This window comes from Rhizobium leguminosarum (assembly GCF_019798305.1).
GTDB lineage: Bacteria > Pseudomonadota > Alphaproteobacteria > Rhizobiales > Rhizobiaceae > Rhizobium > Rhizobium leguminosarum_U.
Map to the genome: position 1 here is coordinate 344,306 of NZ_JAAXDD010000004.1, position 23,794 is coordinate 368,099.

Here is a 23,794-nt window from a genome sequence, read left to right on the forward strand (position 1 = left end):
CAGACCGCTCCAGGGACGGGAACCCTGGAGTAAAGACGGAGAAACAAGACAATGGCAGTCAGTGCGAACCGGCTCGAACTTCTGCAGATCGCAGATGCAGTGGCGCGCGAAAAAGTCATCGACCGCGAGATCGTGCTGGCCGCAATGGCCGATGCCATCCAGAAGGCGGCACGCTCCCGTTACGGCACCGAGTCCAACATCCGGGCCGACATCAATCCGAAGACCGGCGAAATCCGCCTGCAACGCCTGCTCGAAGTCGTCGAGAAGGCCGAAGATTATTCGACGCAGATCCCGCTGGAGCTGGCCCGCGACCGCAACCCGGACGCCGCACTCGGCGACTTCATCGCCGACCCGCTGCCGCCGATGGATTTCGGCCGCATCGCCGCACAGTCGGCCAAGCAGGTGATCGTCCAGAAGGTCCGCGAAGCCGAGCGTGACCGGCAGTTCGACGAATTCAAGGATCGCGTCGGCGAAATCGTCAACGGTACCGTCAAGCGCGTCGAATACGGCAACGTCATCGTCGATCTCGGCCGTGGCGAAGGTATCATCCGCCGCGACGAAATGATCCCGCGCGAAAACGTCCGCTATGGCGATCGCGTCCGTGCATACGTCTATGATGTCCGTCGCGAGCAGCGTGGCCCGCAGATCTTCCTGTCGCGCACCCATCCGCAGTTCATGGTGAAACTCTTCACCATGGAAGTGCCGGAGATTTACGACGGCATCATTCAGGTGAAGTCGGTCGCCCGCGATCCGGGTTCGCGCGCCAAGATCGCGGTGATCTCGAACGACAGCTCGATCGATCCGGTCGGCGCCTGCGTCGGTATGCGCGGCTCGCGCGTCCAGGCCGTCGTCGGCGAGCTCCAGGGCGAGAAGATCGACATCATCCCGTGGAGCCAAGACCCGGCGACCTTCGTCGTCAATGCCCTGCAGCCGGCCGAAGTCGCCAAGGTCGTTCTTGACGAGGATGCCGAGCGTATCGAAGTTGTCGTTCCCGACGAGCAGCTGTCGCTTGCGATTGGCCGCCGCGGCCAGAACGTCCGCCTCGCCTCGCAGCTGACCGGCTGGGATATCGACATCATGACGGAGGCTGAGGAATCGGAGCGCCGCCAGAAGGAATTCAACGAGCGCACCAACCTGTTCATGGATTCGCTCGATGTCGACGAGATGGTCGGCCAGGTTCTGGCTTCGGAAGGTTTTGCCGCGGTTGAAGAACTGGCTTATGTCGATCTCGACGAAATCTCTTCGATCGACGGTTTCGACGAGGAGACGGCGCAGGAAATCCAGCAGCGTGCCCGCGAATTCCTCGAGCGTCTCGAAGCCGAGATGGACGAGAAGCGCAAGGCACTCGGTGTTCAGGACGAACTGCGTGAGATCAACGGCATGACCGCCCAGATGATGGTGGCGCTCGGCGAAGATGGCATCAAGACGATCGAAGACTTTGCCGGCTGCGCTGCCGACGATCTCGTCGGCTGGTCGGAACGCAAGAACGGTGAAACGAAGAAGTTCGAAGGGCTGTTCTCGAAGTTCGACGTCTCGCGCGTCGAGGCAGAACAGATGATCGTCCAGGCCCGCCTTTCGGCTGGCTGGATCACGCAAGAGGACCTGGCGAAGGGGACCGAAGAAGAGGTCACCGAAGCCGAACAAGAAGCATGATGACCGCGCATGAACCGGACGCTCCTCTCGAGGACGACGATCTTGCAGGTTATGACGTGAACGGACGCATGTGCATCGTGACGCGCGAAAGCGGATCGCCGGAAGAGCTGATCCGCTTCGTCGCCGCTCCCGATGGAACAGTTGTCGCCGATCTGAAGCGTGAGCTTCCGGGACGCGGATGCTGGGTGAAGATCGACCGGTCGCTGGTCGACAGGGCGGTGGCGAAGAAGCTCTTCGCTCGCGCGCTAAAGACGGATGTAAAGGCGGCGGACGATCTCGGCGCGAGCGTCGATCGGCTGCTCGCGGCGCAATTGATGCAGATGATGAACATGGCGCGGAAAGCCGGCCAGTTCGTCAGCGGGTCCTCGAAAGTGGATGCCGCGGTCAGAAGCGGAGCAGCCCTTGCGGTGTTCCACGCGACTGGTGCAGCGGACGACGGCGTCCGGAAAATCGACCAGGCCCGCAAGGCCTGGCACCTCGGAATGGAGACCGAGGAGGAGATACCTTCCTTCCGTCTCTTCTCGGAGAGCGAAATGGAAGGCCTGATGGGCCAGAATGCTTTTATCCATGCCGCAGTGCTTGCAGGGCAGGCGGGTGAAGGTGTAGTGAAGCGCGCAAAGATGCTCGAACAGTACCGTAATGGCGGTCAGTCCCGGGCAGCGGGCGGCGCTGGCCGGCAAAAACAATGAGGCGGTCACCGGCATCGGCCGGTCCCATCCTCATTGATCGACAGTATTGAACGACAGGGTCTGATCTAGTCATCGCTCCCTGTCCGAAGGAACGGGAACGAATGACCGATAGTAACGACGACAAGACAATCAGCGTAGCGGGCAAAAAGACACTCACCCTGAAACCATCGGGGATGAGCCAGGGTACCGTTCGCCAGGATATGGGTCGAGGCCGCACCAAGGCGGTCGTCGTCGAGACCCGTAAGCGGCGCCCGATGCGCCCGGAAGACGAAAAGCCGATCACACCCGTCGCTCCGGCGGCCCCCGTGCGCGCAGCCGAACCGGCGCCCGCACCCGTGCAGGCGCGTCCGCAGCAGCCGACGCCGGCTCCGCGGGTTCAGCAGGGCAACAACAACCAGACGAACCAGCGTCCGCAGCCGCCGCGCCAGAACGATCGTCCGCGCCCGGTGGTGCTGAACCATCTGTCGCCGGAAGAGATGGACGCCCGCCGCCGCGCGCTTGCCGACTCTCAGGCGCGTGACGCCCAGGATGCGATTCGCCGCGCCGAAGAAGAAAAGCGCCGTGCCGCCGAAGAGGTTGTCCGCAAGGCAGCCGAAGCGGAAGAAGCTGCCCGCAGGGCCGCTGAAGAGGCTATTCGGCAGGCTGAGGCACCCGCTGTTGCTGAACCGGCAGCCGCAGAACCGGCTCCGGCCGAAGCACGCACCGACGCGGCACGGCCGCAGCAGCCCGCATCGTCGGCACCGGCCGCACGCCGGCCCGACGCGGCCGGAGCACCTGTTGCCCGTCCGGCACCCGGCGCTGCCGTCCCTGGGGCCGTTCGCGGCCGTCGCGACGAAAAGGAAGAAGACGATCGTGGCGCAGCGCGCGGCGGTCCGGTCCGTGGCCGCGTCGTTCGCCCGGAACCGGCAAAGCCGGTCACGACTCGTCCGAAGACGGATGAAGAGCGCCGTCGCGGCAAGTTGACGATCAGCACCGCCAACGTCGACGGCGAGGACAATGCCCGTGGTCGTTCGCTCTCGGCGATGCGTCGCCGGCAGGAGAAGTTCCGCCGCGGTCAGATGCAGGAAACCCGCGAGAAGATCTCCCGCGAAGTGGTTCTGCCCGAGACCATCACCATTCAGGAACTGTCGCAGCGCATGTCCGAACGCGCCGTCGACGTCATCAAGTACCTGATGAAGGAAGGCCAGATGATGAAGCCAGGCGACGTCATCGACGCCGACCTTGCCGAAATCATCGCCGGCGAATTCGGTCATACGGTTAGGCGCGTGTCGGAATCCGACGTCGAACTCGGCATCTTCAACGTGTCCGACGACGATGGCGAACTGGTTTCCCGCCCGCCCGTCGTTACCATCATGGGCCATGTCGACCACGGCAAGACCTCGCTGCTCGACGCCATCCGCCATGCCAACGTGGTCTCCGGCGAAGCCGGTGGCATCACCCAGCATATCGGCGCCTATCAGGTGGAGCAGAACGGTCAGAAGATCACCTTCATCGATACGCCCGGCCACGCCGCCTTCACGGCAATGCGTGCCCGCGGTGCGCAGGCGACGGATATCGCGATCCTGGTCGTCGCAGCCGACGACAGCGTGATGCCGCAGACGATCGAATCGATCAACCACGCCAAGGCGGCCGGTGTTCCGATCATCGTGGCGATCAACAAGGTCGACAAGCACGAGGCCGATCCGCAGAAGGTTCGCAACCAGCTGCTGCAGCACGAAGTTTTCGTGGAATCCATGGGCGGCGAAGTGCTTGACGTCGAGGTTTCGGCCAAGACCGGCAAGAACCTCGACAAGCTGCTCGAGGCGATCCTGCTGCAGGCGGAAATTCTCGATCTCAAGGCCAATGCGAACCGGACCGCGGAAGGTACTGTCATCGAAGCCCAGCTCGACCGCGGTCGCGGTTCGGTCGCGACCGTGCTCGTCCAGAAGGGCACGCTGCGTCCGGGCCAGATCATTGTCGCCGGCGACGTCTGGGGCCGCGTGCGCGCTCTCGTCACCGACAAGGGCGACCATGTGAAGGAAGCAGGTCCGGCAACGCCGGTCGAAGTGCTCGGTCTGTCCGGTACGCCGCAGGCGGGCGACAAATTCGCCGTCGTCGAAAGCGAAAGCCGCGCCCGCGAAATCTCGGAATATCGTCAGCGTCTGGCCCGCGACAAGGCGGCTGCCCGCCAGTCGGGACAGCGCGGTTCGCTGGAACAGATGATGATGCAGCGCCAGAGCGTCGGCATCAAGGAGTTCCCGCTGGTCATCAAGGGTGACGTGCAGGGCTCGATCGAAGCGATTGCCGGCGCACTGGAGAAGCTCGGCACCGACGAAGTCCGCGCCCGCATCGTCCATTCGGGTGCCGGCGGCATCACCGAGTCGGATATCTCGCTCGCCGAAGCCTCGAACGCGGCCATCATCGGCTTCAACGTTCGTGCGAATACGCAGGCACGCCAGTTCGCCGAGCGCGAAGGCATCGAAATCCGCTACTACAACATCATCTACGACCTCGTGGATGACGTGAAGGCAGCGATGTCGGGCCTCCTGTCTCCGGAACGGCGCGAAACCTTCATCGGCAATGCCGAGATCCTCGAGGTGTTTAATATCACCAAGGTCGGCAAGGTTGCAGGCTGCCGTGTCGTCGAAGGCAAGGTCGAACGTGGTGCGGGCGTCCGCCTCATCCGCAACGACGTTGTCGTTCACGAAGGCAAGCTCAAGACGCTCAAGCGTTTCAAGGACGAAGTGTCCGAAGTGCCGATGGGTCAGGAATGCGGCATGGCCTTCGAAAACTACGAAGACATGCGCGCCGGCGACGTCATCGAGTGCTTCCGCGTCGAACATATCACGCGCACGCTCTAAACTGCTGCGCCTGAACTTTCCGAAAGCCATCCGCCAGCCGGCGGATGGCTTTCGGGCATCTGCCGACTTGACCTTTTAGACCAAAAGAGTCATGGACGCTCTCCTTTGACGGGTTCGATTCCCAGCCGCATCGGCAAATAGAGATAACAATGACCAGACCAACTTCTTCCGCGCCTTCGCAGCGCATGCTGCGCATTGGCGAACAGGTTCGCGCCGCTCTCACCCAGGTGCTGCAGCGCGGCGAAGTGCGTGACGACGTCATCGAGGCGACCGTGATCTCGATCTCGGAAGTGCGCATGTCGCCGGACCTCAAGATCGCCACCGCCTATGTGACGCCGCTCGGCGTTTCCGATCACAGTATCGTCATCGAGGCGTTGAACCGTCATGCAAGGTTCATCCGCGGCCGGCTCGGGCCGCAGCTTCGGCAGATGAAATACATGCCGGAGGTGCGCTTCCGCGACGATACCAGCTTCGACAACTACAAGAAGATCGACGAGCTGCTGCGTTCGCCCGAGGTGAGCCGCGACCTCGACGGCGATAATGACGAACAATAAACAGAAGAGACGCATGTCCAAACCACGCAAACCCAAGGGCCGGCCGATTTCAGGCTGGCTCATCCTCGACAAGCCGGTGGATTTCGGCTCGACGGAAGCCGTTTCCAAGATCAAGTGGCTCTATAAGGCTGAGAAGGCCGGTCATGCCGGCACGCTCGATCCGCTCGCCTCCGGCATGCTGCCGATTGCACTTGGCGATGCGACGAAGACCGTTCCCTATGTGATGGACGGCCGCAAGATCTATGAATTCACGGTAAGCTGGGGCGAGGAGCGGGCGACCGACGATCTCGAGGGTGAGGTGACCAAGAGTTCGGACAAACGCCCGAGCGAACAGCAGATTCGCGATATCCTACCTGGATATATCGGTGCCATCAGCCAGGTGCCGCCGCAGTTTTCCGCTATCAAGATCGCAGGTGAACGCGCCTATGATCTGGCGCGCGAAGGCGAAACCATCGAAATCCCCTCGCGTGAGGTCGATATCTTCCGGCTGACCTTGCTCGCCTGCCCGGACGCCGATAGCGCGCATTTCGAAGTGGAATGCGGCAAGGGTACCTATGTCAGGGCGCTGGCGCGTGATTTCGGCCGCGAACTCGGCTGCTACGGCCATGTGTCCGGGCTGCGGCGCACCTTTGTCGCGCCTTTCGCGGAAGAGACCATGGTGCCGCTCGCAGATCTCGTGGCACTGGAAGCGATCGAGGATATGGACGAGCGCCTGGCGGCCCTCGACGCGCTGCTGATCGACACCTGCGAAGCGCTATCCTCGCTGCCCCATCTCGTCATCAACGACGACCAGGCGCACCGGCTGAAGATGGGCAACCCGATCCTGGTGCGTGGCCGCGATGCGCCGGTTGCCGAAAGCGAAGCCTATGCGACGGCCCGCGGCAAGCTGATCGCGATCGGCGAGATCGGCCAGGGTGAGTTTCGCCCGAAGCGGGTTTTCGCCTGAGCCTATCTGGCTTTCTGACAACGACAGCGATTGTCAGGCGGTAGCGATGCGATATCTTCCCTGTCGGGCCATGGGGGCCTGACAGAGGGAAAGATCATGCGCGGAACTGCTATCGGAATCCTGACGTTCTTTTCGATGTTTCTCGCCGTCGCCGGCGCTCGATCCGCCGAGCGCTGGGCCGAGCTTCCGGCCTTTCCTTCGATGCCGGTGGCAAAGACGAGCGGCATGGCCGAGGTGAACGACATCAAGATGTATTACGCCGAATACGGCGAAGGCGATCCCATCCTGTTCATTCATGGCGGTCTTGGAAATGCCGAGGTCTGGGGTCACCAGGTCGCCGATTTTGCGAGGGATCATCGAGTCATCGTTGCCGACAGCCGCGGACATGGGCGCTCGACGCGCAGCCAGCAGCCCTTCGGTTACGACCTGATGACGTCAGACTACGTCGCGCTTCTCGACTATCTGAAGATCGACAAGGTGACGCTTGTGGGATGGTCGGATGGCGGCATCATCGGCATCGACATGGCGATGAAAAATCCGGAAAAGCTGACGCGCGTCATTGCCCAGGCAGCCAACGTCACGACCGACGGCGTCAAGGCTGACGTGATGAACAACAAGACCTTCAACGACTACATCAAAGTCGCCGGCGAATATTACAGGAAACTGTCGCCGACGCCGAACGAGTACGACGCCTTCGTCACCCAGATCTCCGAAATGTGGGCGACCCAGCCGGCCTGGACGGCAGCGGATCTTGGAAAAATCGCGGTGCCGGTCACGCTCGCTATCGGCGACCATGACGAGGCGGTGAAGCTCGACCATACGGAGATGATGGCGAAAGAAATTCCGGGCGCCAAGCTCGTGATCCTGAAAGACGCCAGCCATTTCGCCATGCTGCAGGATCCCACGGGTTACGATGCGATGATCCGGGACGCCATGGCGGGCCGCTGAAAACCGCTGCGGGAGCTCCCCTCTTTCCATTGCTGCTTATTTGGTTTATAGGCAGCGCCAGCGTCAGGTTTGCCTGCTCGCATTCACGGCCAAAGCTGGACGACATCCCGGCTTTTGGCGACTTTAATCTCCTCCTCTTAGAAAGGATCACCCGATGTCGATCACTGCTGAGCGTAAGTCTGCGCTGATCAAGGAATATGCGACCGTTGAGGGCGATACCGGTTCTCCGGAAGTCCAGGTCGCGATCCTGACCGAACGCATCAACAACCTGACCGAACACTTCAAGGACCACAAGAAGGATAACCATTCCCGCCGTGGCCTGCTGACGATGGTTTCGAGCCGCCGCTCGCTTCTTGATTATCTCAAGAAGAAGGATGAAGGCCGCTATTCCAAGCTGATCACCAGCCTGGGTATCCGCCGCTAAGATTGTCCGGCGGGTGCTTTCCGAGCGCCCGCCGGATGTGCTTCGGGACACGGTTCCCGATGAAATATTCCAGCCGCGCCCTATCTTTTAGCGGTGGAAAGACCGGCAGACCCGGATGGGCCGGTTCTGCCAAACCAACCGTTGACCTGTCATGGGGCAGGATTGCCGGATGCTTTGGCCAAGGCTTATCAATGAGCTTTGGCCCGGTTTCTCAGGAACGCCTGAGGGAAACCGAGGATGAAAAGCCTCCCGTTGTCTTGCCCGTGATACGTCACATTGATTGCGGTCGACTGTGCGCTGCGCCTTGATACGGCGATGGCGCGTGCTCCCGCATTGAAGGACAAGTCATGTTTGATACACACACAGTCGAAATCGAGTGGGCCGGCCGCCCGCTGAAACTCGAAACCGGCAAGATCGCCCGTCAGGCCGACGGCGCGGTTCTCGCCACCTACGGCGAAACTGTCGTTCTCGCCACCGTTGTCTCGGCCAAGGCGCCGAAGGCCGGCCAGGACTTCTTTCCGCTCACCGTCAACTACCAGGAAAAGACCTATGCGGCCGGCAAGATCCCCGGCGGCTATTTCAAGCGCGAAGGCCGTCCGAGCGAAAAGGAAACCCTGGTTTCCCGCCTGATCGACCGCCCGATCCGCCCGCTCTTCCCTGAGGGCTACAAGAACGACACGCAGGTTGTCGTTACCGTTATCCAACATGACCTCGAAAACGATCCCGACGTGCTGTCGATGGTCGCTACCTCCGCAGCGCTGACGCTCTCCGGCGTTCCCTTCATGGGCCCGGTCGGCGGCGCACGCGTCGGCTACATCAACGGCGAATACGTTCTCAACCCGCATCTCGACGAGATGGACGAATCGAGCCTCGACCTCGTCGTCGCCGGCACCTACGACGCCGTGCTGATGGTGGAATCCGAAGCCAAGGAACTTAACGAAGACGTCATGCTCGGCGCCGTCATGTTCGGCCACAGGGGCTTCCAGCCGGTTCTCGATGCGATCATCAAGCTCGCCGAAGTGGCCGCCAAGGAGCCGCGCGACTTCCAGCCGGCAGACTACTCCGCTCTCGAAACCGAAATGCTCGGCCTTGCCGAAGGTGAACTTCGCGAAGCCTACAAGATCACCCAGAAGGCCGACCGCTACGCCGCCGTCGACGCCGTCAAGGCGAAGGTGAAGGCGCACTTCCTCCCCGAGGAAGGCGAAGCCCGGTACACGGCCGAAGAAGTTGGCGCGATCTTCAAGCATCTGCAGGCGAAGATCGTCCGCTGGAACATCCTCGACACCAAGAGCCGCATCGACGGCCGCAACCTCGAAACCGTTCGTCCGATCATTTCGGAAGTCGGTCTTCTGCCGCGCACCCACGGTTCGGCGCTTTTCACCCGCGGCGAAACCCAGGCGATCGTGGTTGCCACCCTCGGCACCGGCGAAGACGAGCAGTATGTCGACAGCCTGACGGGCATGTACAAGGAGCGCTTCCTGCTCCATTACAACTTCCCTCCCTACTCGGTTGGCGAGACCGGCCGCATGGGCTCCCCGGGTCGCCGCGAAATCGGCCACGGCAAGCTCGCATGGCGCGCGATCCGTCCGATGCTGCCGACGCCTGAGCAGTTCCCCTACACGCTGCGCGTCGTCTCCGAGATCACCGAGTCGAACGGCTCGTCCTCGATGGCGACCGTCTGCGGTACCTCACTCGCTCTGATGGACGCCGGCGTTCCGCTGGCAAAGCCGGTTGCCGGTATCGCCATGGGTCTGATCCTGGAAGGCGATCGCTTCGCTGTCCTCTCCGATATTCTCGGTGACGAAGACCACCTCGGCGATATGGACTTCAAGGTCGCCGGTACCGCCGACGGCATCACCTCGCTGCAGATGGACATCAAGATCACCGGTATCACCGAAGAGATCATGAAGGTCGCCCTTGGCCAAGCCCAAGGCGGTCGCGTCCACATCCTCGGCGAAATGTCCAAGGCCATCACCGAAAGCCGCGGCCAGCTCGGCGAATTCGCTCCGCGCATCGAAGTCATGAACATCCCGGTCGACAAGATCCGTGAAGTCATCGGCTCCGGCGGCAAGGTCATTCGCGAAATCGTCGAAAAGACCGGCGCGAAGATCAATATCGAGGATGACGGCACCGTCAAGATCGCGTCCTCCTCCGGCAAGGAGATCGAAGCGGCCCGCAAGTGGATCCACTCGATCGTCGCCGAACCTGAGATCGGCCAGGTCTACGAAGGCACGGTCGTCAAGACCGCCGACTTCGGCGCCTTCGTCAACTTCTTCGGCGCCCGTGACGGCCTCGTCCACATCTCGCAGCTCGCTTCCGAGCGTGTTGCCAAGACCCAGGACGTCGTCAAGGAAGGCGACAAGGTCTGGGTCAAGCTGCTCGGCTTCGACGAACGCGGCAAGGTTCGCCTGTCGATGAAGGTCGTCGACCAGGCCACCGGCCAGGAAATCCCGAACGAGAAGAAGAAGGAAGAAGCGGCCGAATAAGCCGCCTTCCAGACTCAATATCGGGCGCGGGAATGCTTCCGCGCCCTTTTTGTATCCTAAAGCGCGGCGCGATCTTTCCGATCGCTTGCCGCACTTCAGGTCCTTGGTTTTGCGCATGTCGTGCTCGCAAAACCGCTGAACACTTTGCGTGACATGCTTTAAGACGAGACGAGACCATGAGCAGCGAGACGCTGAAGACACTGTTCCATCCCTTTGCCAGCGGCACAGTCGCGGCCCCCGGCGAGGGCGAGCGCGTGCTCTTCCTCGGCGCCGAGGCAGGTTTTGCGCTGCCGGAAGGCTTTGTCGCCTCACTCAGCGCCGTCCAGGGCTTCCGGCCGCTCTATCGGCAGCTGCTGGCGCAGCGGATCGAAGCGAAGCCGGAGGTCGACGGCGAGGACTACGATGCGGCTCTGGTGCTCTGCACCAAGCACAAGGGCGAGAACGAGGCCAATCTCGCCGCTGCGATCGCCCGTACGCGGCTCGGCGGCCTGATCGTCGTTGCCGGCGCCAAGGAAGACGGCATCCAGCCGCTGCGCAAGCGGATGGAAGGTTTCAATCTCGCCGTCGACCATATGCCGAAATATCACGGCGTCGCCTTCTGGTTCGGCCGACCGGCGGATGCAGACGAGATTATCTCCGAGCTGGCAAAAGCGCCGGTGCGCGTCGACGGCCGTTTCAATGCAACCGCCGGCATGTTCTCGCATGACCGGATCGATGCCGGATCAGAACTGCTCGCCTCGCGCCTGCCTGAGGATTTCACCGGCGACGTTGCGGATTTCGGCGCCGGCTGGGGCTATCTCTCCGTCGAGATGGCGCAGAAGTCGCGTGGACTGACGCGCCTCGACCTCTACGAGGCCGATCACGCGGCTCTGGAGGCTGCCAGGGATAATCTGGCCAGGAACTTCCCGAACGCGCCTGCGCGCTTCTTCTGGCACGATCTGGCGGGCGAACCGGTCAAGGATAAATACGACCTCGTCATCATGAACCCGCCCTTCCACGAGGGCCACGCCGCCGACCCGGCGCTCGGCCAGGCGATGATCAAGACCGCCGCATCCGCCCTTCGCGGCGGCGGCCGCTTGATGCTCGTCGCCAATCGCGGCCTGCCTTACGAGCCGGTTCTGGCAGCGAATTTCAGGGAAAGCGGCGAAACCTGCCGCAACGCCCGCTTCAAGGTGCTGTGGGCGAAGAAATAGGGCTCAAGCAGCCTCGATACGGAACCATTGCGATTGATAGAAAAAGGCCGTGCGCGTCATCTGCGCACGGCCTTTGAGTTTCAATTGAATAAGTGTTTATTCGACGTCCGCCCTGCGCAGCGTTTCCAGCGTCGGCATGGAGGTGACGTTGAAGCCGGCGTCGACGAAGTGGATTTCGCCGGTGACGCCGGAGGAAAGGTCGGAGAGCAGGTAGAGAGCCGAGCTGCCGACCTGATCGATGGTGACGGTCTTGCGCAGCGGCGCATTGCGCTGGTTCCAGGAGAGGATCGCGCGTGCATCGGAGATGCCGGCGCCGGCAAGCGTGCGGATCGGGCCGGCGGAAATGGCATTGACGCGGATGCCGCGCGGGCCGTAGTCGGCGGCGAGATAGCGCACCGAAGCCTCGAGCGCTGCCTTGGCAATCCCCATGACGTTGTAGTTCGGGATGACGCGCGTTGAGCCATTATAGGTCAGCGTCAGCATCGCACCACCATCTTCCATCAGCGGAGCGCAGCGCTTGGCGATCTCGGTGAAGGAGAAACAGGAAATGACCATGGTGCGGCTGAAATTCTCACGCGTCGTATCGGCGTAGAGACCCTTCAACTCGTTCTTGTCGGAAAAGCCGATGGCATGGACGATGAAATCGAGCTTGCCCCAGCGCTCGCTTATCGCGTCGACCACGGCATCGACCGAGGCGATATCCTCGACGTCGCAGGGCAGCACGAAATCCGAGTTGACCTCGGCAGCAAGCGGCTTGACGCGCTTGCCGAGCGCATCGCCCTGATAGGTGAAGGCGAGTTCCGCACTCTGTGCGGCGAGAGCTTTTGAAATCCCCCAGGCGATCGAGTGGTTGTTGGCGACGCCCATGACGAGCCCGCGCTTACCCTGCATGATTCCCGTCATATTATTGTTATCCGTTATAGCGCTGGAAGACCAGCGTGGCGTTGGTTCCGCCGAAGCCAAAGGAATTGGAGAGGGCAATGTCGATCTTCGCGTCGTCGATGCGCTTGCGCACAATCGGCACGCCTTCGAATTCGGGATCGAGCTCGGTGATATGGGCGCTTTCGCCGATGAAGCCTTGCTGCATCATCAGCAGGGAATAGATCGATTCCTGCACGCCGGCAGCGCCAAGCGAATGGCCGGTCAGCGACTTGGTCGACTGGATATGCGGGATCTTCGAGCCGAATACTTCGCGGATGGCGCCGATTTCCTTGCTGTCGCCGACCGGCGTCGAGGTGCCGTGGGTGTTGACGTAGTCGACATCGCCTTTGACGGTGGCGAGCGCCTGGCGCATGCAGCGGATAGCGCCTTCGCCCGAGGGGGCGACCATATCGTAACCATCCGAGGTTGCGCCGTAGCCGACGATCTCGGCGTAGATCTTGGCGCCGCGGGCCTTGGCGCGCTCCAGCTCCTCGAGCACCAGCACGCCGGCGCCGCCGGCGATGACGAAACCATCGCGGTTGACGTCATAGGCGCGCGAGGCGCTGTCCGGCGTGTCGTTATACTTGGAGGACATGGCGCCCATGGCGTCGAAGAGGTTGGACATCGTCCAGTCGAGATCCTCGTGGCCGCCGGCGAACATCACGTCCTGCTTGCCCCACTGGATCATTTCGGCGGCGTTGCCGATGCAATGCGCCGAGGTCGAGCAGGCCGAAGAGATCGAATAATTGACCCCGTGGATCTTGAACCAGGTGGCGAGCGTGGCCGATGCGGTCGAGGACATCGCCTTCGGCACGGCGAAGGGGCCGATGCGCTTCGGGCTGTTGTTCTTGACGGTGATCTCGGCGGCTTCGATCAAGGTGCGGGTGGATGGACCGCCAGAGCCCATGATGATGCCGGTACGCTCGTTCTGAGCGTAGTCTTTCTCATCCAGGCCGGAATCGGCAAGTGCCTGCTTCATGGCGACATGGTTCCAGGCGCCGCCCTGCGACAGGAAACGCATGGCGCGACGGTCGACCAGTTCGGCAAGTTCCGCCGAACCGAGCTTCGGACTGCCCCAGACCTGGCACTTGAACCCGTGTTCGGCGAAATCGCTCGAAAAGGAGATACCCGACTTTGCCTGCCGCAAGGATTCGGTGACTTCGGCCGCGTCGTTTCCGATCGAGGACACGACACCCAGACCCGTGACAACTACCCGTCTCATCTGATCAAACCTTTGTTGTTTTCGTCAGCCGCTCAAAATGCGGTTTCAGGCCGTCTTGTCTTTCGATAGGCCGACGCGAAGGTCGGCCGCCTGATATATGGTCTCGCCGTCCGCCTTTAGCCAGCCGTCGGCCGTGCCGAGGACCAGACGGCCGCGCATGACACGCTTGAAGTCGATGCCATATTCGATCAGCTTCGTCTGCGGCCGGACCATGCCCTTGAATTTCACTTCGCCTGTCGAAAGCGCCATGCCGCGGCCTTGCTCGCCGAGCCAACCCAGATAGAAACCGGTCAGCTGCCACATGCCGTCGAGACCGAGGCAGCCCGGCATGATCGGATTGCCTTCGAAATGGCAGGGGAAATACCAGTCGTCCGGGCGAACGTCGTATTCGGCCCGGAGGTAGCCCTTGTCGAAGGTGCCGCCCGTTTCGGAAATCTCCGTGATGCGGTGAACCATCAGCATAGGCGGCAGGGGCAGCTGCGCATTGCCGGGGCCGAACAGCTCGCCATGTGCGCAAGCGATGAGTTCTTCATACGAGAAGCTGGACTGTCTGGTCGTCATAAAGTTTCTTTTTCCCCCCGCGTCAAGCCGATGGATGTGAACGTGTAGTCCAAGATCTTCAGAAAATGAAGCACAAGCAAGGCAGCTTCATTCATCGCCCCGGACCAGGCTTGCGCCATTATTTGGTGGTCGCATACAGGAAGGCTAGGGCCGGGACCAGACCTATTTGCGTCAAAAGCCCGTTTTTGCCGCGTTTATCAGGCTCCCGTCCCCATTGAACTATTGAAAGGCTCGGACGCAAAAGTTATACCGCTTAAAGAAACATGATTGCTTTATGCCAGAATAACCGGAGTTGGTTTTGATGACGGGTGCATTCCCGATCGCAATAGAGGTAAGGCTGCGCGGTGCAGGCCTGCGGCCTACCCGCCAGCGCGTCGCGCTCGGCGACCTCCTGTTTGCCAAGGGCGACCGGCATTTGACCGTCGAGGAACTGCATGAGGAGGCGGTTGCCGCCGGCGTGCCGGTGTCCTTGGCAACCGTCTACAACACGCTGCACCAATTCACGGAAGCCGGTCTCATCCGCGTTCTCGCCGTCGAGAGCGCCAAGACCTATTTCGACACCAATGTTTCCGACCATCACCATTTCTTCGTCGAAGGCGAGAACGAGGTGCTCGACATTCCCGTCAGCAACCTGACTATCGCCAATCTGCCGGAACCGCCTGAGGGCATGGAGATCGCCCATGTCGATGTGGTGATCCGCCTGCGAGCAAAGCAGGGCTGACGACGCCTCTAAAGCGCGTCGCGCCGGATCGGCATCATGCGACGCCCTTTAGATCTTTATTTTTATGCAAGTCGTTGTCCCAAAACCGCTGCGCAATTTTGGGCGACATGCATTAGGCTTCACATGACATCGTCGGGATGCCGGCCGGGCTTATGCCTATAGGTCGGGAAGGTCCAGCCGAACCACAGGGCTCCACCGCGCACCGCAAAGGCCGCCACGACGCCGCAGGCAGACGCCAGATAGAGCTGCATTCCGAGCGCATTCGCGGCGGTAAACACGCCAGCGCCGATAAGGGCTGCGGTCACGTAAATTTCCGGCCGCAACAACACCGAAGGTTCGTTTGCCATCAGATCGCGCAGGATGCCGCCGAAGGTCGCCGTCAGCGTGCCGGTGACAATCGCGATGGTCGGCGAACCGGTGGCAGCGAGGCCCTTGGCGGCGCCGAGCACGCAATAGGCGGCAAGGCCGATCGCATCCAGCCAGATCAGCAGGCGATAGCGCGATTCCAGCAGGTGGGCGGTGAAGAAAACGATGACGCCCACGATGCAGCAGACGAGGATATAGGCGGGGTTCAGCACCCAGAAGACCGGCACGCGGCCGAGCACGATATCGCGCACGGTACCGCCGCCTGTTCCCGTCACCATTGCGAAAAACAAAAAACCGATCAGATCCAGTTGCTTGCGCGAGGCGGCGAGCGCGCCTGTCGCCGCAAACAGCGCAATGCCGGCATAATCGAGATAGACGAGCAGAGACATGCGAGCCCCGGGACCGGCAGAAGTTCAGAGCATGATGCCGAAAAGTGTGAGCGGTTTTCGGACGACATCATGCTCTCACTCTTGAATTGAGAACAGGATTCAGATTTTAGGCCAACTAGGCCTAAAATCATCCTGTTCTCGGGAATCAATCACGGCGGCAAGGGCGGCGCAAGGCGGCGCGGCCATAAAGCTGATGTCTTTGATTTAATGCATGTCGTTGTCCCAAAACCGCTGCACAGTTTTGGGCGACATGCATTGGGAGCCTTTATCCAAAGAGGAAAGCCGTGAAAACGCTGGTGCTCGCCGTTCTGAATATCGTCCTGCTGCTTGCCGTGCCGGTTGCCGCCCTCGGTCAGCAATCGCTGGTCCCCGATCCTGAGATCTACGAGAAGAAACATTTCCAGGAGCAGTGCAAGACAGCCGAATTTGCCGACGGCTTCATCATCCGGCAGGACATCAACAATGATGGCCTGATCGATGCGGTGGTCAACGAGGGCCAGTTGACCTGCGACGGGCAGAAGGGGCCGCAATGCAATGACGACGGCTGCACCTATAATTTCTACCTGCAAGTTGCCGAAGGCGGTTATTTCATGATCGCGACGGCACAGATCTATGGCTACGATTTCGTCCAGCGCTTCGGCAACATGGTGCTGGCGATGAAGATGCATCCGCGCTTCTGCGAGCGCACCGAAGGTGATCCCTGCACCGTGACGGCACGTGTCCGCGGCACGAAATTCGTCACCATCTCGAAGAAATAGCTCTCAGCTTGGATAGAGCTCCGACGTGCGGCCGGCGAGACAATAGCCGACCAGGCCGTACCATTCGCGGATCGCCGTCGCCATGTTCTGCGCATTGAGGTTCGGCTGGGTGAAATCAAACCCAAGCCTCACCTGGCCGTCGGTGCGATAATCGGTCGGCCAGGGCACGATATCGATGCCGAGCTTGCGGAAGATGCCGACGGAGCGCGGCATGTGAAAACCCGACGTGATCAGCAGGCAATTGGAAAGCCCCTGGCTTGCCAGGAATTCCTTGGTGTTGACGGCGTTTTCGAAGGTCGTGCGCGATTGCCTCTCCTCGATCAGGCGATCCCTGCCGACGCCGAAGAGCGGGAAGAAACGCTCGGACGCGGCCGCATCGCCTTCATAGATGCCGGAGATGGAGCCGTCGCCGCCCGACACCAGAATGCGCGACTGGGGAAATTTCTGCGCCAGCCGCAGGGCTTCGATGAAGCGATCGGCTCCACCCTTGAATTCTATGCCGTGGCGCGCCGTGTTCACCTCATTTTCGAAGGCGCCGCCGAGAACGATCATGCATTGCAGGCTATCGGGATCGGCGGCGGGCTTTGCGAAGCGCTGCTCGAGACCCTGCATCAGCAGGTTGCCGGCCGTGGTGTAGAGCGTAACGAAGAGAATGAGGGCCGAACCGGCTGCGCCGAGGATACTTAAGATACGCCAGCGCAGAAGGCCGGCAAGCAGGGCAAGGAAGACGAGGAAGAATGCCAGCGACAGCGGCTGAGCGAAAATCCAGACAAGCTTCGAAATGACGAACAAGACCCACTCCTTGAGGATTGGCGGCGATCCTTCCTATCCGATTCGACGGTGACAGGAATGCGACGGTTTATTTCGCGCGCGTGGTGGCCGGTCCGCTCGGCGCGATCTTCTGATTGAAGCGGCGCTGAAGCGGCCGCGGGATGAGCATTGTGACCAGTGAAAGCATCATGGCGAAGAGGGAGACCAGCCACAGCGCGTGCGCACCTGTCAGCCGCGTCAGGACGGCGCCGACGATCGCGCCGAGCACCATGCCGCCCCAGGGCACGATCTGGATCGTCCATTCGACACGACGATCGCCGATGATCCAGCGGCCGATGCCGCGGCCGAAACGCGACAGGGCGCCGGTCACGTAAGTCAGCCCGATCGGTAGGCCTTCGATATGCTCGACGGCGGCGTTCACCATGCCCATGGAAAAAACGATCATGTAGAACCGCGCGAACAGCATGTTCTGCACCGTCATCATCGAGGCGAGCGCCAGAACCAGCCCGACGCAGCCAAGCACCACGAAAATGCGGCGTTGCGAGACATGGGAGATGACGATACCTGCCGCATTGCCAAGCACGAAGACGATGATGGCGCAGACCAGGACAGCCGCGTGATAAAGATTGCCCTCGCTCAGGGCGAGTGCGGCGCGCGTCGTATTGCCTGTCATGAAGGAAACGAAATCGCCGGTGAGCAGAAGACCGGTCGCATCGGTCATGCCGGCCAGAAACGATATCGAGCCGACGAGGGCGAGCCCGGTCAGGGTTCGGCGGGTACGGATGATGCGGCGGCGTCTTGATCTGGTCATTGGCTGAGGGTCCCGGAGCCGAATCGCTGAGATTCCAGCAACAAGCATACATCCTCGCATTGAGGAATTGGCAAAGGCGATCGGAAGGGGATGGGGCGGACTTGAACGACAAGAAATTTTGGGCCATAGAGACGGCGTTGCTTCAGATCGAAGCTCCGTAAGCGTTTACGTCAATCAACGCGCAACCCGCCGATCGGCGCTGCGCAATTGTCTGATCGGCACCTTACGGAGATCAAAATGCCCAAAGGCAAACTCCCCAAACGATACAATACGATCGTCATGCCACTCATCCTCTCGCTGCTGATGACATCCGTCGTCTCGGCGATCAGTATCGTGAGAGCACAGGGCCTGACCGCGCCTGCACTTGCCATGTGGCCCTCCGCATGGGCGCTCTCCTGGGCGATCGCCTTTCCCGTCCTGCTATTGGTTCTGCCAGTGGTCAAGCGGGTGACGGCTATTATCGTCGAGATGTGAAGAGCGTGAGGCGCTGGCAGGCTGCGCAAGCCGCCCGCTGGCGTTCAGGTCGGGGGGGGCGCCCTTTCCAAGAAACTCTGCAGCTGGAGCGCCGCAACGGCAGCCTCGACAACACGTCCGTGAACGACGCCGGCGATCTGGCTTGAAAGGCCCATGCTTTGCGCCGGCTGGAAGGCAAGTGCCGGCCACGATTAGGCGAACAAGCGCTCACGCCAGAACCAAGCCGGCAATTCCGGCAAAAGTCGCGACGCTGCCGGCGATCGCGAAACGAACCGCATAGGCGATGCTGCCCATACTTGCTGCAAGAACAGCTTTCGCCAGCAGATTGGCGAACGCGGCGACCGCTATGGCGCGAGCGGCCGCATCCGCCGGCAACTGGATGGATGACAGTTTAGCCACGGCAAGCGTTATCGCATCGAGATCGCCCAGTCCCGTGATGAACGCAAGGGCGAGCAGCGACTGGGTTCCGAAGACGTTCAGGGTCACGCGCGTCAGCACTATCACGACGGCGAGAACAAGCGCGAAACGCAGCACGACCATCACCTCAAGTGGGTTTCGCGGCAAGAAATCAGTGCTGTCATCCGGGCGCCGCCACGATGCGGCGATGCCGCCTGCCATGGCGAAGATCACAGCAGCGGGTGCGAGCGATGGAACCAGTTCCTTGAAAACAGCCGGTGCAATGACGCCGCAAATCAAAAGCACCCGGGTGAAGGAAACGGCGCCCGCCAGCATCGCTCCCGCTGAAAGCAATGGTGAGAGGGCAGGCATCTGTGTCGACTGGCGGGCAAAGGAAAGCGTCAAGGCCGTCGACGAGACAATGCCGCCGCTTGCCCCGGTCAGCAGAATGCCGGCGCGGGCGCCGCTGAGCCTGATCAGGATATAGCCGGCAAAGGAAACAGTTCCCACCAGGATCGTCAGCATCCAAAGCTCGAAGGGGTTGATCGCCTGCCAGGGGTCAACCGGCTGTTTGGGAAGGATCGGGAGGATGACGACCGTCATCGTCAGGAGGATCAGGGCGGCCCTGAGCTCGAGCCAAGTCAATTGACGAAGGAATCCATGCAAAGGTTCGCGCGCGGCGAGGAGGGCTGTTATTGCAACAGCGCTTGCCGCCGTTGCCGTCATATCCGCAACGACTGCGCCGAAGCCCAGCGCGAAGACCGTTATTGCCGCAATGGTACCGGTGGCGCTGTAGTCTTTGTCATGTGTTGCCTGCATGCGGCTGAAAACGAGAATTGTGACGCAAAAAGAAGCAAAGATGGCCGTCGGCAGAATTGGCCCCGTTACGGGCTGCAGGAAACCGCAGAAGCCGCCCAGGAAACTGCACAGGCCATAGGTGCGGATCCCCGCTACCCTTTTGCCCGGCGCGGCCTCACGATCCTGCCAGCCGCGCTCGATGCCGACCAAAATACCAATCGCAAGCGCGAGACTGAGGCGCTGGAAGGCTTCTTCGGTCGTTACCAATGACGTCATCATCCGATGGGTCCAGATGGTGCCGGCCCATCCGATCGTGAAGGCACCTGCGCCGTATATGTCATTTCGTCATCCGCAAGCCGTCGTTCAATGGCGTTCAGATAGGTTTGCTCCGCGAAGTGCCCATACGCCGAGAACAACGAGGAGAATGCCGCAGATGAAAGCATTCCAAACGAGGAGCGGCTCTTGAACGTACTGGAGAATCCATGGCGAGGCGACAAGCCAGGCACCGATCAGAAGATTAACCCATTCTTCCCAAAAACGGTACGATGCCAGAGCGGCCAAGCCTAGGATGGCGATAGCGGTTCCGCAGACAAGGAAATTCCAGGCGGCCGACCCCGCAGGCATGGAGTCCGGACTAAATCTTCCGAATGCCCAAGGGGAACTGATGAGCCATATTCCCACGATAAAAGCGATGTGGTCTTGCCAACGGCGACGGTTCATTGCTGATCTCCTTGCTCTCCAAGAGCCATTCACACAGTCATGCAGCTCAGGTCGTGGCGTTGGATCGACATTCCTTGCAGCTGAGGAAATCCCCTGGCTGCCGCTTTGGGTACCGGCGATATCAGAGCCGGCCCAGCGCGTCGTCCGTGGACGTCTCCCCGAACTGGTCGAGCGCCTCTTCGAGATAATCCGGCAGGAGGGGCAGGCCGAGAAGATAAGCCGCCGTGCGCGTATTGTGCGCATCGGCAGCCAAGCTGCGCAGTTCATCCCAATCATCGACATCCCCATCGCCTCGGCCGAGCCATGCCAACGCGACCAGGTCGATCTGTTCGTCTTCGTTAAGAGCCCAGATTGCACTCCTGAGCTCCTTCTCGACGGGATCGTCGTCATGGTCCTCCAGCACTTCGATCATCCCATCGTCACTCGGATTCGAGCCCGGATCGAGTTCAGTGACAACATCCTTGACGTCGAACTGCTTGCCCTTGAGGATGAGAAAGCGGACCGTCTCCGGCGAAATGCTCGGCCTCCATGCCTCGTTCACAGCGTCATTCATGAAGTGGCCTCCGCGCGCGCTATTCCATTTCAACTATACCACGATGTGACATGGAATGCCGATGCATTGAGAAGGATCAATCTGGGCCGTCGTCACGTAACGAAAACGGCAAACGAGAATGGGCAGGACGTATCCTTGACGCGCGTCCGTGCCGATTGACGCGTTTTCGAAAGGGTGCCGGTTTGCGAGATGAGGAGAAGCTGATGCACGCGATGATTTTGGAAAGGATCGGGACCCCCTTGCGTCTGGTAGAGCGCGCTAATCCCGTGCCTGGAACGGGCCAGTTGATGTTGAGGATCGAAGCTTGCGCCGTCTGCAGGACGGATCTTCACGTCTGTGACGGCGATCTTCCGAACCCGAAGCTTCCACTCGTTCCCGGCCATGAGATCGTCGGCATCGTCGAGGCTGTTGGGGAAGGTGTCGCGTCATCGCGCATAGGGCAAAGGGTTGGTGTCCCCTGGCTCGGCCACACATGCGGCTGCTGCTCGTTCTGCCGCACCGGAGATGAAAATCTCTGCGACGAGCCGCAATTTACCGGCTATACGCGCGACGGGGGTTTTGCCACCCATGTCGTTGCCGACGCAGATTATGCCTTTGCACTTGACGGCGAGACCGATCCGGTCGCTCTTGCGCCGCTGCTATGCGCGGGTCTCATAGGCTGGCGTTCGCTGAAGAAGGCTGGTGACGGTGCCCGGATCGGACTTTACGGATTCGGTGCAGCCGCCCATATCATCGCGCAAATATGCCGCTGGCAGGGCCGTCAGGTCTATGCTTTCTCACGCACCGGCGATGAGGCGGCGCAACGTTTCGCGCTCAGCCTTGGCGCGTCGTGGGCGGGAAGCTCGGATGAAGCTCCGCCCGTCATGCTCGACGCGGCAATCATCTTCGCTCCGGTCGGCGAACTCGTGCCGGCAGCGCAGACGGTACGCAAGGGCGGCAGGGTCGTCTGCGGAGGTATCCACATGAGTGATCTTCCGGCTATGCCTTATGCGCTGATTTGGGGGGAGAGAAGCGTTGTTTCGGTCGCAAATCTCACGCGCAAGGATGCGGAGGAATTCTTCCCCATCGCCCGCCAGGCAGGCATCAGAACCCATACGATTGTCTATCCGCTTACCGAAGCCAATACGGCGCTTGGCGACTTGCGTGCCGGCCGATTGAGCGGAGCGGCCGTCTTGAAGCCTTGAGCCACGGGCCTATTGCTGGGGCTTTGCAGCGCGGCCAAGAGCGCTTCGGTCCGGGGATCGAGATGAGAGCGGCTGACAAGCGCGATCGGTGGGTCAATGTATTGTCGCGGAGGCAGGGCGAAGCTTTCGATAGTGCGGCATCTCAGCTGAAAGTTTGCAGATGATCACGGAAGACCAGTCGGCAACCATTTCCTTTCTCAACGACGCATTGCCCCAGGATGGGCAGCCGGTCGAAGTGATCGAGACGCATATCTCGCGCATTTTTCTTGCCGGGGACCGCGCCTACAAGATGAAGCGCGCCGTGAAGCTCCCCTATGCCGATTTCTCCTCGGCGGAGAAAAGGCTGGCGACATGCCGGAAAGAAGTGGAATTGAACACGCCCACAGCGCCCGGCATCTATCTCGGTGTCAGGACGATCACGCTGGAAAAGGACGGTGGCCTTGCGCTTGATGGTCAAGGGACCCTGCATGATGCTCTGGTGGAAATGCGGCGTTTCGATCAGTCGTTGCTACTCGATCATATCGCCACCTCCGGCGGATTGACGTCGTCGATGATGACACCCCTTGCAAGGGCGATTGTCGGTTTTCATCGTCTCGCGCCGGTCATCAGTGCCAACGGCGGGGCGGCCAGCATGGCTGCGGTGCTGAAGGTCAATAAGGCCGGCTTTGCTACCAGCCATGTCTTTTCCGCCAAGGAGATCGAGGAACTGACCGGGGCCTTCGAGAGGCATCTTGCGCGGCACACCCAGCTCCTGGACCGACGGGGGCTGGCCGGCAAGGTCCGGCGTTGCCATGGCGACTTGCATCTCCGCAATATATTCTTGCTTGATGGCAAACCATGTCTGTTCGATTGCATCGAGGATCGGCCTCGCGCCGGGAGCACGCATCATCGAAAGCGACCGCATCCGCAAGGCAATGCACGGCGTTCCGGCGGAGACCAGGCTGCCGAAGGCCGCGTACCGGCCAGAGATCTCGGCAAAGGTCTATCAGCAGATGGCCTGGCGCGCCCGTCTCATCCTTGCGGAAGGCAGTTCGGCGGTGGCCGATGCGGTCTTCGACAAGCCGGTCCACCGGCGGATGATCGAGGAAGCGGCGGAAGAAGGCCACCATCCCTTTTCGGCCTTCTGGCTCGAAGCCGATCCGGCGCTGCTGTGGCAGCGCGTTGCGGCACGGGTTGGCAGCCCCTCCGACGCGACGGTCGATATCCTGGCGCACCAGTTCGCGCATGAGACGGGCGACGTCGCATGGCCGCGCCTCGACGCCTCGCAGCCCGCCGAAGGGCTCGCCGAGGAGATCATGCCGCGCATTAAGGCAAAAGTCCTCGAGCCCGTCAGCCGGCAGACTGTTCGTCCTGAGCCGCATCAGCCGTCCGCTAGCGCGACCGCATGATGCCGTCAGGCGAAATGGCTGGCATAGT

22 protein-coding genes and 1 pseudogene are annotated in these 23,794 nt (G+C 61.2%); 14 read left to right on the top strand and 9 right to left on the bottom strand.

Annotated features, from left to right (window positions below):
* The first annotated feature begins 51 nt into the window (after positions 1-51).
* The 9 genes from nusA (at position 52) to HFO99_RS09830 (ending at position 11,733) form a co-directional block, all read left to right on the top strand.
* Positions 52-1,653 carry a transcription termination factor NusA gene (gene nusA, locus HFO99_RS09790; RefSeq protein WP_003555785.1) on the top strand — a complete coding sequence of 534 codons (1,602 nt, stop codon included), beginning with the start codon at positions 52-54 and terminating at the stop codon, positions 1,651-1,653.
* The gene (locus HFO99_RS09795; RefSeq protein ID WP_017966459.1) at positions 1,650-2,342 is read left to right on the top strand and encodes an RNA-binding protein; all 693 of its coding nucleotides are present in this window, start codon (positions 1,650-1,652) and stop codon (positions 2,340-2,342) included. Before nusA ends, HFO99_RS09795 begins: the two co-directional genes overlap by 4 nt.
* 101 nt (positions 2,343-2,443) lie before the next feature.
* Positions 2,444-5,182: a translation initiation factor IF-2 gene (infB, locus tag HFO99_RS09800; RefSeq protein ID WP_222360877.1), complete on the top strand. Its 2,739-nt coding sequence runs from the start codon at positions 2,444-2,446 to the stop codon at positions 5,180-5,182.
* 149 nt (positions 5,183-5,331) lie between these two features.
* The gene (gene rbfA / locus HFO99_RS09805; RefSeq protein WP_163878789.1) at positions 5,332-5,736 is read left to right on the top strand and encodes a 30S ribosome-binding factor RbfA; all 405 of its coding nucleotides are present in this window, start codon (positions 5,332-5,334) and stop codon (positions 5,734-5,736) included.
* 13 nt (positions 5,737-5,749) lie between these two features.
* A complete protein-coding gene (truB, locus tag HFO99_RS09810) occupies positions 5,750-6,682 on the top strand; it encodes a tRNA pseudouridine(55) synthase TruB (protein ID WP_222360879.1) in 933 nt (310 codons plus the stop codon).
* A 96-nt stretch (positions 6,683-6,778) separates the two neighbouring features.
* Positions 6,779-7,630 (top strand): alpha/beta fold hydrolase, encoded by an 852-nt coding sequence (locus HFO99_RS09815; RefSeq protein WP_222360881.1) that lies wholly within the window; start codon positions 6,779-6,781, stop codon positions 7,628-7,630.
* 154 nt (positions 7,631-7,784) lie between these two features.
* Entirely contained in the window at positions 7,785-8,054 is a 270-nt protein-coding gene (gene rpsO / locus HFO99_RS09820) for a 30S ribosomal protein S15 (RefSeq protein ID WP_003544317.1), read from the top strand.
* A 347-nt stretch (positions 8,055-8,401) separates the two neighbouring features.
* Positions 8,402-10,540, top strand: coding sequence for a polyribonucleotide nucleotidyltransferase (pnp, locus tag HFO99_RS09825; protein WP_222332639.1), 2,139 nt, complete (start codon positions 8,402-8,404; stop codon positions 10,538-10,540).
* Between the two features lie 176 nt (positions 10,541-10,716).
* On the top strand, positions 10,717-11,733 hold the full coding sequence (locus HFO99_RS09830) for a class I SAM-dependent methyltransferase (protein ID WP_222360884.1): 1,017 nt from the start codon (positions 10,717-10,719) through the stop codon (positions 11,731-11,733).
* A gap of 96 nt (positions 11,734-11,829) precedes the next feature.
* Here HFO99_RS09830 and fabI read toward each other — a convergent pair whose 3' ends face one another.
* Genes fabI through fabA form a run of 3 tightly spaced genes read right to left on the bottom strand, consistent with a single transcriptional unit; the run spans position 11,830 to position 14,437 of the window.
* Positions 11,830-12,636 carry an enoyl-ACP reductase FabI gene (gene fabI, locus HFO99_RS09835; RefSeq protein ID WP_222360886.1) on the bottom strand — a complete coding sequence of 269 codons (807 nt, stop codon included), beginning with the start codon at positions 12,634-12,636 and terminating at the stop codon, positions 11,830-11,832.
* Between the two features lie 7 nt (positions 12,637-12,643).
* Positions 12,644-13,876, bottom strand: coding sequence for a beta-ketoacyl-ACP synthase I (gene fabB, locus HFO99_RS09840; RefSeq protein WP_222360888.1), 1,233 nt, complete (start codon positions 13,874-13,876; stop codon positions 12,644-12,646).
* Between the two features lie 45 nt (positions 13,877-13,921).
* On the bottom strand, positions 13,922-14,437 hold the full coding sequence (fabA, locus tag HFO99_RS09845; protein WP_017966450.1) for a 3-hydroxyacyl-[acyl-carrier-protein] dehydratase FabA: 516 nt from the start codon (positions 14,435-14,437) through the stop codon (positions 13,922-13,924).
* 301 nt (positions 14,438-14,738) lie between these two features.
* Between fabA and irrA the strand changes: the two genes are divergently transcribed.
* Positions 14,739-15,158 carry an iron response transcriptional regulator IrrA gene (irrA, locus tag HFO99_RS09850; protein ID WP_003544303.1) on the top strand — a complete coding sequence of 140 codons (420 nt, stop codon included), beginning with the start codon at positions 14,739-14,741 and terminating at the stop codon, positions 15,156-15,158.
* Between the two features lie 119 nt (positions 15,159-15,277).
* On the opposite strand, the gene HFO99_RS09855 is transcribed toward irrA, so the two are convergent.
* Positions 15,278-15,913, bottom strand: coding sequence for a trimeric intracellular cation channel family protein (locus HFO99_RS09855; protein WP_222248705.1), 636 nt, complete (start codon positions 15,911-15,913; stop codon positions 15,278-15,280).
* Between the two features lie 284 nt (positions 15,914-16,197).
* Between HFO99_RS09855 and HFO99_RS09860 the strand changes: the two genes are divergently transcribed.
* Complete coding sequence (locus tag HFO99_RS09860) at positions 16,198-16,671, top strand: hypothetical protein (RefSeq protein WP_222248707.1); 474 nt, start codon at positions 16,198-16,200, stop codon at positions 16,669-16,671.
* A gap of 3 nt (positions 16,672-16,674) precedes the next feature.
* On the opposite strand, the gene HFO99_RS09865 is transcribed toward HFO99_RS09860, so the two are convergent.
* Positions 16,675-17,463 (bottom strand): YdcF family protein, encoded by a 789-nt coding sequence (locus HFO99_RS09865; protein WP_222360890.1) that lies wholly within the window; start codon positions 17,461-17,463, stop codon positions 16,675-16,677.
* Between the two features lie 67 nt (positions 17,464-17,530).
* Positions 17,531-18,253 (bottom strand): YoaK family protein, encoded by a 723-nt coding sequence (locus HFO99_RS09870; RefSeq protein WP_222360894.1) that lies wholly within the window; start codon positions 18,251-18,253, stop codon positions 17,531-17,533.
* A 237-nt stretch (positions 18,254-18,490) separates the two neighbouring features.
* On the opposite strand from HFO99_RS09870, the gene HFO99_RS09875 reads away from it, so the two are divergent.
* On the top strand, positions 18,491-18,727 hold the full coding sequence (locus tag HFO99_RS09875) for a DUF2798 domain-containing protein (protein ID WP_222248713.1): 237 nt from the start codon (positions 18,491-18,493) through the stop codon (positions 18,725-18,727).
* Positions 18,728-18,934: 207 nt separating this feature from the next.
* Here the strand turns inward: HFO99_RS09875 and HFO99_RS09880 are convergent, their stop codons facing one another.
* From HFO99_RS09880 to HFO99_RS09890, 3 genes are all read right to left on the bottom strand, one after another.
* On the bottom strand, positions 18,935-20,200 hold the full coding sequence (locus tag HFO99_RS09880) for an MgtC/SapB family protein (protein ID WP_222360896.1): 1,266 nt from the start codon (positions 20,198-20,200) through the stop codon (positions 18,935-18,937).
* Positions 20,201-20,284: 84 nt separating this feature from the next.
* The gene (locus HFO99_RS09885; RefSeq protein WP_222360898.1) at positions 20,285-20,641 is read right to left on the bottom strand and encodes an SPW repeat protein; all 357 of its coding nucleotides are present in this window, start codon (positions 20,639-20,641) and stop codon (positions 20,285-20,287) included.
* A gap of 121 nt (positions 20,642-20,762) precedes the next feature.
* Positions 20,763-21,194: a DUF3775 domain-containing protein gene (locus HFO99_RS09890; RefSeq protein WP_222360900.1), complete on the bottom strand. Its 432-nt coding sequence runs from the start codon at positions 21,192-21,194 to the stop codon at positions 20,763-20,765.
* Between the two features lie 203 nt (positions 21,195-21,397).
* On the opposite strand from HFO99_RS09890, the gene HFO99_RS09895 reads away from it, so the two are divergent.
* Both HFO99_RS09895 and HFO99_RS09900 read left to right on the top strand, forming a co-directional pair.
* A complete protein-coding gene (locus HFO99_RS09895) occupies positions 21,398-22,378 on the top strand; it encodes a zinc-dependent alcohol dehydrogenase family protein (protein WP_222360902.1) in 981 nt (326 codons plus the stop codon).
* A gap of 139 nt (positions 22,379-22,517) precedes the next feature.
* Positions 22,518-23,766: pseudogene (locus tag HFO99_RS09900) on the top strand (AAA family ATPase).
* Positions 23,767-23,794: the final 28 nt, after the last annotated feature.

Excerpts from the sequence above, each read along its gene's own strand:
- nusA (WP_003555785.1), top strand. The coding sequence starts at position 52 with ATGGCAGTCAGTGCGAACCGGCTCGAACTTCTGCAGATCGCAGATGCA.
- HFO99_RS09795 (WP_017966459.1), top strand. The coding sequence starts at position 1,650 with ATGATGACCGCGCATGAACCGGACGCTCCTCTCGAGGACGACGATCTT.
- infB (WP_222360877.1), top strand. The coding sequence starts at position 2,444 with ATGACCGATAGTAACGACGACAAGACAATCAGCGTAGCGGGCAAAAAG.
- rbfA (WP_163878789.1), top strand. The coding sequence starts at position 5,332 with ATGACCAGACCAACTTCTTCCGCGCCTTCGCAGCGCATGCTGCGCATT.
- truB (WP_222360879.1), top strand. The coding sequence starts at position 5,750 with ATGTCCAAACCACGCAAACCCAAGGGCCGGCCGATTTCAGGCTGGCTC.
- HFO99_RS09815 (WP_222360881.1), top strand. The coding sequence starts at position 6,779 with ATGCGCGGAACTGCTATCGGAATCCTGACGTTCTTTTCGATGTTTCTC.
- rpsO (WP_003544317.1), top strand. The coding sequence starts at position 7,785 with ATGTCGATCACTGCTGAGCGTAAGTCTGCGCTGATCAAGGAATATGCG.
- pnp (WP_222332639.1), top strand. The coding sequence starts at position 8,402 with ATGTTTGATACACACACAGTCGAAATCGAGTGGGCCGGCCGCCCGCTG.
- HFO99_RS09830 (WP_222360884.1), top strand. The coding sequence starts at position 10,717 with ATGAGCAGCGAGACGCTGAAGACACTGTTCCATCCCTTTGCCAGCGGC.
- fabI (WP_222360886.1), bottom strand. The coding sequence starts at position 12,636 with ATGACGGGAATCATGCAGGGTAAGCGCGGGCTCGTCATGGGCGTCGCC.
- fabB (WP_222360888.1), bottom strand. The coding sequence starts at position 13,876 with ATGAGACGGGTAGTTGTCACGGGTCTGGGTGTCGTGTCCTCGATCGGA.
- fabA (WP_017966450.1), bottom strand. The coding sequence starts at position 14,437 with ATGACGACCAGACAGTCCAGCTTCTCGTATGAAGAACTCATCGCTTGC.
- irrA (WP_003544303.1), top strand. The coding sequence starts at position 14,739 with ATGACGGGTGCATTCCCGATCGCAATAGAGGTAAGGCTGCGCGGTGCA.
- HFO99_RS09855 (WP_222248705.1), bottom strand. The coding sequence starts at position 15,913 with ATGTCTCTGCTCGTCTATCTCGATTATGCCGGCATTGCGCTGTTTGCG.
- HFO99_RS09870 (WP_222360894.1), bottom strand. The coding sequence starts at position 18,253 with ATGACCAGATCAAGACGCCGCCGCATCATCCGTACCCGCCGAACCCTG.
- HFO99_RS09875 (WP_222248713.1), top strand. The coding sequence starts at position 18,491 with ATGCCCAAAGGCAAACTCCCCAAACGATACAATACGATCGTCATGCCA.
- HFO99_RS09880 (WP_222360896.1), bottom strand. The coding sequence starts at position 20,200 with ATGATGACGTCATTGGTAACGACCGAAGAAGCCTTCCAGCGCCTCAGT.
- HFO99_RS09885 (WP_222360898.1), bottom strand. The coding sequence starts at position 20,641 with ATGAACCGTCGCCGTTGGCAAGACCACATCGCTTTTATCGTGGGAATA.
- HFO99_RS09890 (WP_222360900.1), bottom strand. The coding sequence starts at position 21,194 with ATGAATGACGCTGTGAACGAGGCATGGAGGCCGAGCATTTCGCCGGAG.
- HFO99_RS09895 (WP_222360902.1), top strand. The coding sequence starts at position 21,398 with ATGCACGCGATGATTTTGGAAAGGATCGGGACCCCCTTGCGTCTGGTA.